We start from the raw sequence: 14,351 nt of genomic DNA on the forward strand, positions 1-14,351 counted from the left end.
TCAACGCACCGCCGTCCGATCCGAGATGACGCGCGGCGTCAGGAAAACCAGCAACTCGGTCTTCTCCGCCGCACGGCCCTTGGTCTTGAACAGATAGCCCAGCACCGGCACGTCGCCCAACAGCGGGACCTTGCTCTCCTCGTCTCGCTCGACCTGCTCGAAGATGCCGCCGATGACGACGGTGCCGCCGTTCTCGATCAGCACCTGGGTCTTGACGTGTTTGGTATTGATCGCGAGACCCGCCGGCGTGGTCTGACCGACGCTGTCCTTGTTGATATCGACGTCAAGGATGATGTTGCCCTCGGGCGTGATCTGGGGGATCACTTCCAGCTTCAGGTTGGCCTTGCGGAAGGCAATCGCCGTGGCGCCGCTCGAAGTGGCGGTCTGATACGGGAGCTCGGTACCTTGCTCGATCAGGGCCTTCACCTGGTCTGCCGTGATGACACGCGGGCTCGACACCACCTTGCCCTTGCCATCGGCTTCGAGCGCCGACAGCTCCAGGTTGAGGAAGCGGTTGGCGGTCGCGCTGAACAAGGACAGCGCGAAGCTGGCCGGGTTCTGGCCGTTGATGCTGGTCGCCGGGAGGTTCACGAAGTAGGTGTTCGGAACATAACTGCCGCCGGTCTCTTCGGCCTGCAGCGTCTGCTCGCCGACACCCAGGTAGTTGCCGGTGACGGCGATGCGATTGCTGCCGCCGACACCCCAGCCTGGCGTTCCACCGCGAACGCCCCGCAGATCGGTGGCACCCAGCTTCACGCCCAGTTGGCGCCCGAAGGTATCGCTCGCCTCGACGATCCGCGCCTCGATCATCACCTGCCGGACCGGAATGTCGATCTTGGCGATCAGCTGCTGGATCTCCTCCAGCTTGGACGGGATGTCGGTCACGAACAGCTGGTTCGTGCGCGTTTCGAAGATCGCGCTGCCACGGGCGGTGAGGATGGGCTTGCCGCCGCCACCGCCAGCGCCGCCCTGCCCCATCAACGCCTTGGTCACCTCTTCGGCCTTGGTGTAGTTGAGCTGGAACGACTGGGTCCGCAGGGGCTCCAGCTGCGTCACCTGGGCCTTGGCTTCCAGGTCCAGCTTTTCCTTGGCGGCAATCTCGTCCTTGGGCGCAATCCACAGCACATTGCCGGACTTGCGCATGCCCAGGCCCTTGGCCTGCAGGATGATGTCGAGCGCCTGGTCCCAGGGCACGTCCTTCAGCCGCAGCGTGACGTTACCGGTCACGGTATCGCTGGTCACGACGTTGAAGTTGGTGAAATCGGCGATGACCTGCAGGAGCGCACGAACCTCGATGTTCTGGAAGTTCAGCGACAGCTTCTCGCCCTGGTAGCCGGGGCCCTGCACCAGCTTGTTCGGGTCCTGCTTCTGAGGCCGCACCTCGAGCACGAACTGGGTGTCGGTCTGGTAGGCGCTGTGCTCCCAGCTGCCGCGCGGCTCGACCACCATGCGCACACGGTCGCCGGCCTGGAACGTCGAGACCGTCTGCACCGGAGTACCGAAGTCGGTCACGTCCAGGCGACGGCGCAGATTCTCGGGAAGCGTGGATCGCAGGAACTCGACCACCAGGCTCTGGCCCTGCTGGCGGATGTCGACACCGACCTGGTTGTTCGGCAACTCGACCACCACCCGGCCGGCATTCTCCTGCCCGCGCCGGAAGTCCACGTCCTTCAGCGCCAGCTGATCGCGGTTGAGGCTTTCAGAGAAGTGCACCGCGTCGGACTTGGGAGATGCCGACGCGCTCGCCTGGCCACCACCGGACTCCAGCACCAGCAGCAGCGTCTTGCCCTGCAGTTGTGCGGTGTAGTTGGACGGCTGCTTCAGATTGAGCACCAGGCGCGTGCGCTCGCCGGCCTGCGCCACATTGGCCGAGCGCAGGTTGCCCTGGTTGATGTCGATCGAGGAGCGGCCCATGGCATTGCTGACGCCGGGCAGGTCGATCGCGATGCGCGGGGGGGTCTGGATGGTGAAACCCGACGGCACGGCGGCCAGGGGCTGGGCCAGCTCGATGCGCACGACTTCGGCGCCGGACTGCTGGCTGGTGTTGATCGACTGGATGGCGTTCTGCGCCCAGGCGAGCACTGGGGAGACCACGAGCGACAGGCCCAGCGCCAGAGAGCGAAGCGGAGTGTTCATCAAAGTCCCGAATGTCTTGTTCATTGCGCCTTCTCCTGAAGCTGGAGGCTGCTGATGCGTTCCGTCAAATCGCCGCTGGGATCCTGAACGATCTCCCGGAGGACAATCTCCGTTTCAGTGATTCTGGTGATCCGGCCGTAGTTCTGCCCCAGGTAGTTCCCGACCTGGACCTGATACAACAACTCGTCAACCTTCAGCAGGGCCGACTGCCGTCCCTGACGCGCCACGCTGCCCACCATCGTCATGCTGTCGAGCGGGAAGGCTTCCAGCGGCTCCTTGCGGCGATTCATTTCGCTGGCCAGCAAGGCGTTGGCTTGCCGGGTTTCCTGTTTCAAGGCGACCGCCAACTTCTGCGGGCTGAACGGCTCCACCCCGTCGGCCACGACGTAAGGCTGGGCCTCGAATTTTTTCGGCGGCTCGATCGGCTTGACGCTGGGCCGGACCTCGCGCTTCTGCTGATCCATCCAGGCCTCGAGTTCGTCCTGCCCGGAGCCGCATGCGCTCAGCAGGACCAGCGCGGAAAGCGCGCCGACCACGGTCCGTCTGTGGACGCTCATTTCTTGCCCCCCTTCCCCTTCCCCTTCTTCGCCGCAGCGGCCGCAGCTCGTTGCGCTTCCAGCTCCGCCTGATCCAGATAACGGTAGGTTCGCGCTGTCGCTTCCATGCCCAGCACCGCTCCGCCGTCCCTGGGGGGCGTGCTGATGTGCAAGCCGTGCAAGGTCACGATGCGCGACAGGTTCGCGACGTCCGCGGTGAAGGAACCGATGTCGTGGTAGCGCCCGGTCACCCGGATGGAGATGGGCAGCTCGGCGTAGTAGTCCTTCACGACCACTTGCCCCGGCTTGAACAGCTCGAACTGGAGTCCACGCCCCAGACCGGCCTGGTTGATGTCCGACAGCAAGGCGTCCATCTCGGCCTTGCCGGGCAACTGCTTCTCCAGCTGCGTCACGTATTCCTGCACCTGCAGCCGCTGCTTGCGAAGCTCGTCCAGGTTGACCGCCTGGGTCAGCTTGGAACGGTACTGCTCCTTCAGCGTCGGCTCCTTCTGGACTTCGGCCTCGAGGGCGTCCGCTTCGTCGGAAAGCACCAGGAACCAACCCAGCACCACCACCAGGACGGCGGCGACAAACCAGGCCAGGGCCTTCGGAAGAATCGGCCACTGCCCGGGCTCGTTGGTGTCGAGTCCGCGGAACTGGGAGGCGATCTCGTCCGAGAGTTCGCTCAGGTTGATATTGAAAGAATCTTTAGCCATGCCCTCGGCCCTCTCACGACTGCTTCGCAGGCCGGCCGGCCTGCGCGGGGGCGGCGGGGACCGTCTCGGCATCCGGGCCCTTCGGTCGTTTCAGCGCCACGCGGATCGAGAACTGGAACAGCCGCTTCTGCTCGCGGTCGGCCCCCGCAGCCACGGAAGCCGCCTTGATTTCGACCAGCTCGGGCCGCTCCAGCCAGGGGGAACTGTAGGCGGTGTTGCGCAGCAGCTCCGAGACGCGCTCGTTGGTCTGCGCGGTGCCGTTGATCAGCACGCCGTCGCCTTCCTGCTTGATGCTGCCCAGGTAGACACCCTCGGGTGTCTGCTTGACCAGTTCGTTGAGCAGGTGCACCGGCATGTTGCGGTCGGTCTGGAGGTCTTCCACGGCCTTCTGGCGCGCCTTGAGGTTGTCGATCTCGGCGCGCAGCGTGGCGATGTCCTTGATCTGCTCGTCGAGCACCGCGATCGCCTGCTTCAAGGTGTCGTTGCGCCGCTGCTGCTCGCTGATCTGCAACTGCAGCAGCGCATACCAGCCGGAGCCGATCAGCACGCCCACGCCGGCGGACAGCGCCAGAGCCGCAAAAAAGGCCTGCTTGCGCCGGCGGCGCTTTTCCTCCCGGTGCGGGAGCAGGTTGATCAGGATCATTGCAGGAATCTCCGCATCGCGAGGCCGCAAGCGGTCAGGTAGGAAGGAGCTTCACGGCGGAGCTTGCTCTCGCGCACGCTGGAGCCGAGCTTCATGCCGTCGAAGGGATTGACCACCATCGACGCGAAGCCGGTCTGCTCGGTCACGCGCTCCTTCAGCCCGGGCAGCGCGGCGCTGCCGCCGGCCAGCATCACGTAGTGGACCTTGTGGTGCGGCGTGCTGGTGAAGAAGTACTGCAGGGCCCGGCCGATCTCCTGCGAGAGGCTGTCGACGAAGGGCGTGAGGATGGACTGCTCGTAGTCCTCGGGCAGGTCGCCGGCCAGCTTCTTCTGCTCGGCCTCCTCGAACGAGAAGCCGTACTGGCGCGAGATCAGCTGGGTCAGCTGCGAGCCCCCGAACGCCTGATCGCGGTCGTAGAGCAACTCGTCGTCGCGCAGCACCTTCAGGCTGGTGGTCTCCGCGCCGATCTCGAACAGCGCGACCAGCGAATCGCGGCCTTCGTTGGGCAAGGTCGTGATCAGCCGCCCGACGGCCAGGCGCGAGGCATAGGACTCGATGTCCAGCACCACCGGCTTGAGGCCGGCCGCCTCGGCCAGACCCTGGCGATCCTGCACGCGATCCTTGCGGGACGCGGCGATCAGCACCTCGACATCGCCCGCCGAGGTGGGGCTGGGGCCGACAACACAGAAGTCGAGACTTACTTCATCGAGCGAGAAGGGGATGTACTGGTTCGCCTCGGATTCGACCTGCACCTCGAGCTCTTCCTCGCGCAGGCCGGCAGGCAGCATGATCTTCTTGGTGATCACCGCCGATTGCGGCATCGCCATCGCGACGTGTTTGGTGCGCGTGCCGCTTTTCACCACCACCCGGCGCACCGCGTCGGCCACCTCGTCGAACTTTTCGATCTGGCCATCCGCGATCCAACCCTTTTCGAAACTTTCGGTCGCAAATCGCTCGACTACGTACTCGCCGGCCGCGTTCTGGCCCAGCTCGACGAGCTTCACGCTCGACGAGCTGATGTCCAGCCCCACAAGCGGCGCATGCTTGCGGCCCAACAAAACGTCAAGAAAGCTCAAGGGTCCCTCCAACGCGCAAGTAAGTGCGCCGGATTGTTAATAAGTTACTTCAATGCTATCAGTAAACCCCTTGAGCAACAAAGATTTTTTCACGGTTTGGGCGTTTCTTTGCCCCCTGAAAACGGGGTGTGAAATAAGCCTTCCGGGACAACCCTGAGGGCTCGCCGAAGCCCGAAACCGCCGCCTTCGGGAACCCCTCGAGTCGGGCTCGCCGGCGGCCCGGGCGCGATTTCTATAATGCGCCCGACCCTTCTAGGAACGACATGACCGATTCTGAGCGCCCTGCACGAGCCGCCTCGTCAGGCACCACTCTTGCTCCCTGGCAACGCTGGCTTCTCAAGACCCTGTCCTGGGCCATCGGCCTCGCGGTGGCGGGTGCCTTCTGTGTGCTGATGGTCGTGGGCATTGCATTGTCGATCGCCTATCCCAACCTGCCCGAACTCAGCGGCCTGATGGACTACCGCCCCAAGCTGCCGATGCGGGTCTACTCGGCCGACCATGTCCTGATCGGCGAGTTCGGCGAGGAGCGCCGCAAGTTCGTGCCCATCAAGGACATTCCCAAGGTCATGCAACAGGCGGTGCTGGCGATCGAGGACGCTCGCTTCTACCAGCACAGCGGCGTCGACTATGTCGGCGTGCTGCGGGCCGGCCTGGCCAACTTCATGGACGTGGGCCGCCAGGGGGCCTCGACCATCACGATGCAGGTGGCGCGCAACTTCTATCTGTCCACCGAGAAGACCTTCACGCGCAAGATCTACGAGATCCTGCTGGCGCTCAAGATCGAAAGCATGCTGAGCAAGGACCAGATCCTGGAGCTCTATATGAACCAGATCTACCTGGGCCAGCGTGCCTACGGCTTCGCCGCGGCCAGCGAGACCTATTTCGGGAAAAGCCTGCAGGACATCACAGTGGCCGAGGCCGCCATGCTGGCCGGGCTGCCCAAGGCACCGGCCGCCTACAACCCCGTCGTGAACCCGCCGCGGGCCCGCCAGCGCCAGCAGTACATCATCACCCGCATGCTGGAGAACGGCTTCATCACCCAGCAGCAGCACGATGAGGCGCGCGGGCAGGTGCTGAAATACCGCCAGCCCTCGCAGGTGCCCGTGCACGCCGAATACGTCGCGGAAACGGCGCGCATGCTGATCCACAACCAGTACGGGGTGGAGGCCTACACGCGCGGCCTGAACGTCTACACCACGATCAAGTCGACCGACCAGGCAGTGGCCTACCGTGCGCTGCGCCGCGGCATCCTGGACTACGAGCGCCGCCAGCATTACCGGGGCCCTGAGGGTTACCTCAACCTGCCGGACGATCCGAAGGAGCTCGATGCGCGCATCGCCGAAGCCCTGGTGGAGCACCCCGACAACGACGAGCTGCGTGCCGCCGTCGCGATCGAAGTGAGCCCGAAGAAGATCGTTGCGGTGCTGCAGAACGGTGAGGACATCACGATCACCGGGGCCGGCCTGCGGCCGGTGGAGTCCGGCCTCTCGCCCAAGGCCAACCCGAAAGTACAGATCCGCCGGGGCGCCGTCATCCGCCTGGTGCAGGGCAACAAGGGCGAGTGGTCGGTCACCCAGTTGCCCGAGGTCGAGGGCGCCTTGATCGCACTCGATCCGCGCGACGGCGCGATCCGCTCGCTGGTCGGCGGCTTCGACTACGCCAAGAACAAGTTCAACCACGTCACCCAAGCCTGGCGCCAGCCCGGCTCCAGCTTCAAGCCCTTCATCTATTCGGCCGCGCTGGAGAAGGGCTTCACCCCCGCCACCGTGGTCAACGACGCCCCGCTGTTCTTCAATGCCGGCAGCACCGGCAGCCAGCCCTGGGAGCCGAAAAACTATGACGGCACCTTCGACGGCCCGATGTCGCTGCGTCGCGGCCTCGCGAAGTCGAAGAACATGGTCTCGATCCGCGTGCTGCAGTCCATCGGGCCGGCCTATGGGCAGGAGTTCGTCAAGAATTTCGGCTTCGACGCCGAGAAGCACCCGGCCTACCTGACGATGGCGCTGGGCGCCGGCTCGGTCACGCCGCTGCAGATGGCCGCGGCCTATTCGGTGTTTGCCAATGGCGGCTACCGCGTCAACCCCTACCTGGTGACCCGGGTCACCGACACCAAGGGCCGCGTGCTGGCCGACACCCAGCCGCCCCCGTTGCAGGAATCGATGCGCGCGATCGACGCGCGCAACGCGTTCGTGATGACCAGCATGATGCAGGAGGTCACCCGCTCGGGCACCGCTGCGAAGGCCCAGGCGACGCTGAAGCGGCCCGACATCTACGGCAAGACCGGCACGACCAACGACTCGCTGGACGCCTGGTTCGCCGGCTACCAGCCGACGCTCGCTGCCGTGGTCTGGGTCGGCTACGACACGCCTCGCAAGCTGGGCAGCCGCGAGACCGGTGGTGGCCTGTCGCTGCCGATCTGGATCGACTACATGGCCCACGCGCTGAAAAACGTGCCGGTGCAGGAGCCGACGCCACCCGAGGGCCTGGTGAACCTGGGTGGCGAGTGGTTCTACGACGAGTTCACGCGCGGCGCCGGCGTCAGCAGCCTGGGCCTCGACGACCGGCCGCCCTCCCCGCCCGCCGCCTCCGAGGAAGAACGGCGCAGCATCCTGGATCTGTTCCGGGGGCCCTGAGAAAAGGCCTGATGCGCCCGGCAGCCGCCGGGCGCCGACGCAGCGGGCCGGCGCGAGACGCCCCGGCGGCCCGCGCGCGTCGCTCAGGCCGGCGCGTCGAAACGGACCGGGCGGCCCGCCTGCTCGCTGGCGCAGGCCGACAGCGCGTCGAAAAACTCCTGCGCGGTGCGGGTATCGAGCCAGCGGCCCTGAACGAATTTGTAGTGGTAGCCACCCGAGCGCGCCGCCAGCCAGATCTCGTGCAGCGGCGGTTGCGTGTTGATGATGATCTTGCTGCCGTTCGGGAAGCTCAGCTCCAGCAGCCCGCCGGTGCGGTGGGTGTCGATGTCGACCACGTCGTCCTGCAGCAGCTGGTCGACGCGCGCCTCCACGGCGGCCAGCACCGCATGGGCCCGGGTGTGGTAGTCGGCGTCGGTAAGGGGCGTGGGATCGAGGGTCATCGCCAGTAGAATCGCGGCATGTGCAAACGGGCTTCGATTCTAGCCGCCGGTCTTTTCGCTGCGACGCTCGCGGGCTTGTCCGCCTGCGGCCAGAAGGGCCCGCTCTACCTGCCGTCCGCGGCACCCGCCGCCGCGGCGGCCTCCGCGCCCTCCGCTGCCTCCGCCCCCTCCACCCCCGCTTCGCGATGACTTTGCCCGGCTCCCCCTTCCTTGCCTACCGCGGCAAGGAGCTTTTCCTTGACGACTGCTCCCTCGACGAGCTGGCATCGCGCCACGGCACGCCGCTTTACGTCTACTCCCAGGCCGCGATGCTCGACGCGCTGGCGCCCTACCAGCGCGGCTTCGCCGGACGCGAGCACCTGATCTGCTATGCGACCAAGGCGAATTCCAACCTCGCCGTGCTGCAGACCTTCGCCCGGGCCGGCTGCGGTTTCGACATCGTCTCCGGCGGCGAACTGGAGCGGGTGCTGGCCGCCGGCGCGGCGGCCGACAAGGTGGTCTTCTCGGGCGTCGGCAAGACCCGCGCCGAGATGCAGCGCGCGCTGGAAGCCGGCGTGCTGTGTTTCAACGTCGAGAGCGAAGCCGAGCTCGAGGTGCTGTCCCAGGTCGCGGTGGCCCACGGCCGCACCGCCCGCATCAGCCTGCGCGTCAATCCCGACGTCGACGCCAACACCCATCCCTACATCTCCACCGGGCTGAAGGGCAACAAGTTCGGCATCGCACACGACCGCGCGCTCGAGACCTACCGCCGCGCCGCCGCCCTGCCCGGCCTGGAAGTCGCCGGCATCGACTGCCACATCGGTTCCCAGATCACCGCGCACGGTCCCTACCTCGACGCACTCGACCGAGTGCTCGACCTGGTCGAGGCCATCGAGGCGGCCGGCATCCCGCTGCACCACCTGGACCTGGGCGGCGGTCTCGGCATCCGCTACACCGACGAACAGCCGCCCTCGGCCGACACGCTGATCGGGCACCTGCTGCGCCGCATCGACGAACGCGGCCACGGCCACCGCCCGGTCATGATGGAACCTGGCCGCTCGCTGGTCGGCAACGCCGGCGTGCTGCTGACCGAGGCGCTCTACCTCAAGCCCGGCGCGGCCAAGAACTTTTGCGTCGTCGACGCGGCGATGAACGACTTGATGCGCCCGGCCATGTACCAGGCCTACATGCGCATCGAGCCCTGCCGCCTGCGCGACGAGCCTGCGTCCACCTATGACGTGGTGGGCCCGGTGTGCGAATCCGGCGACTGGCTGGGCCGCGACCGCGAGCTGGCGGTGCGTGCCGGCGACCGCCTGGCGGTCTTGTCGGCCGGCGCCTACTCGATGAGCATGGCCAGCAACTACAACACCCGCGGCCGCGCCGCCGAGATCATGGTGGCAGGCGGCCAGGCCCACCTGGTGCGCGAGCGCGAGAACCCCGCCGAGCTGTTCCGCGGCGAGCGGCTGATCGACTGAAGACACGGGGCGGGGGGCGCGATGCGCCCCTGCGTCACCGGCCATGGCGCCTAAGCCGCACTCTTCAGGATCACCAGACCTTTCAGGTACTCCCCTTCCGGGAAGTTGATCGTCATCGGATGGTCCGGTGCCGCACCCAGGTGTGCATAGATGAGCCCGTCCACGCCCGCGTCCATGCCGGCCCCGGCGACGATCTTGTGGAACAGCTCGTTGCCGATCCCGCCCGAGCAGGAAAACGTGAACAGCGCGCCGCCCGGCTCCAGCAGCTTGAAGGCCAGCCGGTTGATGTCCTTGTAGGCGCGCGCCGCGCGCTCGGCGTGCGAGGCGGTCGGCGCGAACTTGGGCGGGTCCAGCACGATGGCGTCGAAGCGGCGCCCTTCCTTGATGCAGCGGCGCAAGGTCTCGTTGACGTCGGCGTCCAGCGCCTCGTGGCGCGCCGGGTCGAAGCCGTTGAGCTCGACATGCGCGCGGGCGCGCTCCAGCGCCGGCCCCGAGGAATCCACGCTGACCACCTGCTCGGCGCCGCCAGCCAAGGCGGCGACACTGAAACCGCCGGTGTAGCAGTAGCAGTTGAGCACCCGCTGAAAGCCGAAATGCTTCACGGTGTCGGCAAACAGCTTGCGGTTGTCGCGCTGGTCCAGGTAGAAGCCGGTCTTGTGGCCTTCGGCGACGTCGAGCGTGAGCCGCCAGTCATGCTCCCGGATGCTCAGTTCGGTCGGCCCGCCGCCGCGCAGCCAGCCGCTCACGGGCGCCAGCCCCTCCAGAGCGCGCACGCCCGAATCGGAGCGCTCGTACAGCCGCGTCAGCCCGGTGGCCTGGAGCAACAGGTCCGCGAGGGTCGCCTTCCAGCGTTCGGTGCCGGCAGAGAGGAACTGGGCGCTGAGCGTGTCGCCGTAGCGGTCCACGATCAGCCCCGGCAGGCCGTCGGCCTCGCCGTGGATCAGGCGCACCGCATCGCTGGCCACCGGCAAGCGCGCGCGCACCGCCAGCGCCTGACGGATGCGGCGCTCGAAAAAGGCCGCGTCGATGCGCTCGGCCTCGTCGAAACTCCACGCCCGCACGCGGATCATGGAGGTCGGGCTGTAGGCAGCCCAGGCCAGGAAACGCTCGTCGGCGGACACCACCTTGACGGTCTCGCCCGCGTCGGCGCCGCCGCGGGCGATGCTGCCCTGGAACACCCAGGGGTGGCGACGCAGCAGCGAACGCTCCTTGCCTTCGCGCAGTGTGATGACTTTCATGGACTTCTCGGGAATGGAACTTCCGGGGCAGCGGCGCCGCCCCGCTCAGCGGTTGCGCTTGGCGCGCGGATGGGCGGCGTCGTAGACCTTGGCGAGGTGCTGGAAATCGAGCCGCGTGTAGACCTGGGTGGTCGAGATGTTGGCGTGGCCCAGCAGTTCCTGCACCGCACGCAGGTCGCCGCTGGACTGCAGCAGGTGCGAGGCGAAGGAGTGCCGCAACATGTGGGGATGCACATGGGTCGGCACGCCGGCCTGGAGAGCCCGCTGCTTCAGGCGCAGCCGCACCTGCTGCGGCGTGATGCGCCGGCCCCGCTCACCGAGGAACAGCGGCGCCGGCTCCAGCCGCACCAGCGCCGGACGCAGCGCGAGCCAGGCCGACAAGGCCTCGCGCGCCGCCGCGCCGATCGGCACGCTGCGCCGCTTGGCGCCCTTGCCCAGCACCTGCGCCTCGCCCGCGGCCAGGTCGATCCAGCCGCGCGAGCCGGGCCCCGCCTCGACGTCCAGCCCCACCAGCTCGCTGATGCGCACGCCGCAGCCGTACAGCAGTTCGACCAGGCAGCGGTCGCGTGCCTCCAGCACCGGATCGGCCTCGTCCTGGTGCAGGTCGGCCAGTTGCATCGACTGCTCGACCGAGAGGGCCTTGGGCAGGGGCTTGGCCGCCTTGGGCGCGCGAACGCCGTCCACCGGGTTGAGCGTCACCTCGCCGCGCCGCCCCATCCAGCGGAACAGCCCGCGCCAGGCGCTCAGCGTCTTCGCCAGCGTACGGCCGGAGCGGCCGCGCCCGTGCAGTGCGGCGGTCCAGCGGCGCACGTGGTGCATCTGGACCTCGGCCAGTTCCAGCTTGGCGTCGTTCAGGAAGGCCTGCAGACAGGCCAGTTCGCCGGCATAGGTTTCGAGCGTGAGCGGCGCCATGCGGCGCTCCACCCGCAGGTGCTCCAGGTAGCGCTCGATCTCCGGCCTCATCGCGCGGCGCCTCAGGCGGGCGGCAGCAGGCGGGCCAGGCCGGCGCCGGCGAGCTCGCCGACCCGTGCCAGAAACTCGGTGCCCATGTCGGCGCTGTAGCGGGTCGGATCGGGCGAGCCCAGCACCAGCAGGCCGAAGGCCGGCGCGCCGGGAGCCAGGCGCAGCGGGATCAGCGCCAGCGACATCACCGTCGCCGGATCGTCCAGCCAGGACACCGGCTCGAAGCCGGAATTGACGCCGCAATAGGGCATGGTCAGGCTGGTGGCGAAGGATTTGGTGTCCTCCTTCACGCCCTGGGCGAAGTCGTTCGAGGCGTAGGCCTCGGCGACGTCCCAGACGCGGATGCCGGCCTGCGGAATCAGGAACTGGTCCTGCAGCTCCCGCACCATCAGCGCCGGAACCTCCGCCGGCTCGGCAGTCAGCATCACGGCGCGTGTCCAGCGGTGCAGCTTGTCGGCCATCGCCATGTTCTCCTGGCCATGGCGGATCATCTCCACCATGCGGAGCTCCAGGCCCTTGATCTTCTCGCGCAGCATTTCCATCTGCCGCTCCTGCAGCGAGACGGCGCGCTGCCCGTGCGGGCTGGTCAGCTGCACGGTGGCCAGCAACTCGGCATGGCGCTCGAAAAAGCCGGGCGTGTGCGCCAGGTAGTTGGCGATGTCGTCTTCGGTGATGCCTTCGATGCTCATGGTTGGTTTCTGTTCTTCAAAGTTCGGCGACCGGGCGGCGCTCAGAGCTCGATCTCGCCTTCGAACACGGTGACGGCGGGCCCGGTCATCATCACCGGGTGGTCCCCGCCCTGCCATTCGATGCGCAGCAGTCCGCCGCGCGTCTCGACCTCCACGCTGGCGTCGAGCCAGCCCAGGCGAATGCCGGTCACCACCGCCGCGCAGGCCCCGGTGCCGCAGGCAAGCGTCTCGCCGGCGCCGCGCTCATAGACGCGCAGCTTCACCTGCCCGCGCGACAGCACCTGCAGGAAGCCGGCGTTGACCCGACGCGGAAAGCGCACGTGCCGCTCGATCTGCGGGCCCAGCGCCTGCACTGGCGCGCTGTCGACATCCTCGACGCGCAGCACCGCATGCGGGTTGCCCATCGAGGCGATCGCGACCCAGACCGTCTCGCCTTCCAGCGCCAGCGGCCACTGCTGCCCGGCGCCGATGTCGCGCGGCGTCAGCCCGGCGGGGTCGAAGGGCACACGCTCGGGCTCAAACACCGGGGCTCCCATGTCGACCGTGACCCGGCCGTCGGCCTGCAGGCGCGGCTCGATCACGCCGCTCTGGGTGCGTACGCGGATCGCCGATTTGTCGCTCAGGCCCCGGTCGCGCACGAACTTGGCGAAGCAGCGGGCGCCGTTGCCGCACTGTTCGACCTCGCTGCCGTCGGCGTTGACGATGCGGTAGCTGAAATCGATGTCCGGGTCGCCGGACGGCCCGACGATGAGGATCTGGTCGGCGCCGACGCCGAAACGCCGGTCGGCCAGACGGCGGTAGTCCTCGGGGCCCAGGTCCAGGGCCTGGCGGGTCGCATCGAGCACGACGAAGTCGTTGCCCGCGCCCTGCATCTTGGTAAAGCGCAGCTTCATGGGGCGGATTATCCGCCGCCCGGCTGCCCCCGCGTGGCGCGCCGCGCCAGCCGCCACTCAATATAAAGGCGCTGCGCCCTCCGGCCGCGTCTTGAAACGCTTGTGCACCCACAGGTACTGTGCCGGGTTGTGGCGGATCTCGGACTCGATCCACTGGTTCATCGCCAGCGCGTCGGCCTCCGCATCGGCGCTCGGGAAGTGGCTCCAGGGCGGCAGGAAACGCACCCGGTAGCCGCGTCCGCCGGGCAGCAGCTCGGCCACCACCGGCTGCACCACCATGCCCAGCGCGCGCGCCATGCGCGAGGGCGCCAGCAGGGTGGCGGCCGGCACGCCGAAGAAGGGGACGAAGGCGGCATCCTGACGCCCGAAATCCATGTCGGGCAGGTTGAAGAAGGGCGAACCCTGCTTGATGCAACGCATCAGCGGTTTGGCCGATTCCTGCCGCGAGAAGATCTGCGAGCGCCCGAAACGCAGCCGGCCGCGCCGGATCGCCGCGTCAAACACCTTGTTGCTCTGGGCCTGGTAGATGGAGGCCGCGATTTTTGTGCCGTAGAGCTGGACCGCGGCACCGGCGACGTCCAGGCCCATGAAGTGCGGCACCAGCCACATCACCGGCCGCTCGCTGCGGTCGCTCAGCCCGACGTCGCCCTCGACATGGATGAGACGGCGCAGCCGGGCCTCGCTCGCATACCAGAGCAGCGAACGCTCCAGGATGCTGCGGGTCAGCCACTGGAAGTGCTCCTTCGCGAGCGCCTCGCGCTCGGACACCGTGAAGGCCGGAAAACACAGCTCGATATTGCGCAGCGCGATGCGCCGGCGCGAGCCGGCCAGCCGGTACAGCACACGACCCAGCGCGCGGCCCAGCATCGCCAGCACCGGCAGAGGCAGCCAGTGCAGCAGCCACAGCAGCCCGATCAGCAAGCGCGCGCCCATC

General features: G+C 67.6%; 14 protein-coding genes. 3 read left to right on the forward strand and 11 right to left on the reverse strand.

The window, feature by feature from the left end:
- Genes pilQ through OOT46_RS14555 form a run of 5 tightly spaced genes read right to left on the reverse strand, consistent with a single transcriptional unit; the run spans position 1 to position 5,107 of the window.
- On the reverse strand, positions 1 to 2,160 hold the full coding sequence (pilQ, locus tag OOT46_RS14535; protein WP_416136195.1) for a type IV pilus secretin PilQ: 2,160 nt from the start codon (positions 2,158 to 2,160) through the stop codon (positions 1 to 3).
- Positions 2,157 to 2,693: a pilus assembly protein PilP gene (locus tag OOT46_RS14540; protein ID WP_265404331.1), complete on the reverse strand. Its 537-nt coding sequence runs from the start codon at positions 2,691 to 2,693 to the stop codon at positions 2,157 to 2,159. The genes pilQ and OOT46_RS14540 overlap by 4 nt, the downstream gene beginning before the upstream one ends.
- Entirely contained in the window at positions 2,690 to 3,388 is a 699-nt protein-coding gene (locus OOT46_RS14545; protein ID WP_265404332.1) for a type 4a pilus biogenesis protein PilO, read from the reverse strand. Before OOT46_RS14545 ends, OOT46_RS14540 begins: the two co-directional genes overlap by 4 nt.
- 13 nt (positions 3,389 to 3,401) lie before the next feature.
- The gene (locus OOT46_RS14550) at positions 3,402 to 4,031 is read right to left on the reverse strand and encodes a PilN domain-containing protein (RefSeq protein WP_265404333.1); all 630 of its coding nucleotides are present in this window, start codon (positions 4,029 to 4,031) and stop codon (positions 3,402 to 3,404) included.
- Positions 4,028 to 5,107, reverse strand: coding sequence for a pilus assembly protein PilM (locus OOT46_RS14555; protein WP_265404334.1), 1,080 nt, complete (start codon positions 5,105 to 5,107; stop codon positions 4,028 to 4,030). The genes OOT46_RS14550 and OOT46_RS14555 overlap by 4 nt, the downstream gene beginning before the upstream one ends.
- Positions 5,108 to 5,370: 263 nt before the next feature.
- Between OOT46_RS14555 and OOT46_RS14560 the strand changes: the two genes are divergently transcribed.
- A complete protein-coding gene (locus OOT46_RS14560) occupies positions 5,371 to 7,740 on the forward strand; it encodes a penicillin-binding protein 1A (RefSeq protein ID WP_265404335.1) in 2,370 nt (789 codons plus the stop codon).
- 83 nt (positions 7,741 to 7,823) lie between these two features.
- On the opposite strand, the gene cyaY is transcribed toward OOT46_RS14560, so the two are convergent.
- Entirely contained in the window at positions 7,824 to 8,180 is a 357-nt protein-coding gene (gene cyaY / locus OOT46_RS14565; RefSeq protein ID WP_265404336.1) for an iron donor protein CyaY, read from the reverse strand.
- Positions 8,181 to 8,198: 18 nt separating this feature from the next.
- On the opposite strand from cyaY, the gene lptM reads away from it, so the two are divergent.
- Complete coding sequence (gene lptM, locus OOT46_RS30950; RefSeq protein ID WP_416136196.1) at positions 8,199 to 8,369, forward strand: LPS translocon maturation chaperone LptM; 171 nt, start codon at positions 8,199 to 8,201, stop codon at positions 8,367 to 8,369.
- On the forward strand, positions 8,366 to 9,634 hold the full coding sequence (lysA, locus tag OOT46_RS14570; RefSeq protein ID WP_265404337.1) for a diaminopimelate decarboxylase: 1,269 nt from the start codon (positions 8,366 to 8,368) through the stop codon (positions 9,632 to 9,634). Before lptM ends, lysA begins: the two co-directional genes overlap by 4 nt.
- A gap of 50 nt (positions 9,635 to 9,684) precedes the next feature.
- Here the strand turns inward: lysA and OOT46_RS14575 are convergent, their stop codons facing one another.
- From OOT46_RS14575 to OOT46_RS14595, 5 genes are read right to left on the reverse strand one after another with little or no spacing between them, the layout of a single operon-like run.
- Entirely contained in the window at positions 9,685 to 10,872 is a 1,188-nt protein-coding gene (locus tag OOT46_RS14575) for a class I SAM-dependent rRNA methyltransferase (RefSeq protein ID WP_265404338.1), read from the reverse strand.
- A gap of 45 nt (positions 10,873 to 10,917) precedes the next feature.
- Positions 10,918 to 11,835, reverse strand: coding sequence for a tyrosine recombinase XerC (xerC, locus tag OOT46_RS14580; RefSeq protein ID WP_265404339.1), 918 nt, complete (start codon positions 11,833 to 11,835; stop codon positions 10,918 to 10,920).
- An 11-nt stretch (positions 11,836 to 11,846) separates the two neighbouring features.
- Positions 11,847 to 12,524, reverse strand: coding sequence for a DUF484 family protein (locus tag OOT46_RS14585; RefSeq protein WP_265404340.1), 678 nt, complete (start codon positions 12,522 to 12,524; stop codon positions 11,847 to 11,849).
- A gap of 41 nt (positions 12,525 to 12,565) precedes the next feature.
- Positions 12,566 to 13,417 (reverse strand): diaminopimelate epimerase, encoded by an 852-nt coding sequence (gene dapF / locus OOT46_RS14590; protein WP_265404341.1) that lies wholly within the window; start codon positions 13,415 to 13,417, stop codon positions 12,566 to 12,568.
- Positions 13,418 to 13,474: 57 nt separating this feature from the next.
- A complete protein-coding gene (locus tag OOT46_RS14595; protein ID WP_265404342.1) occupies positions 13,475 to 14,350 on the reverse strand; it encodes a lipid A biosynthesis acyltransferase in 876 nt (291 codons plus the stop codon).
- Position 14,351: the final 1 nt, after the last annotated feature.

The organism is Aquabacterium sp. A7-Y (assembly GCF_026153205.1).
In the GTDB taxonomy this organism is placed as follows: domain Bacteria; phylum Pseudomonadota; class Gammaproteobacteria; order Burkholderiales; family Burkholderiaceae_C; genus Caldimonas.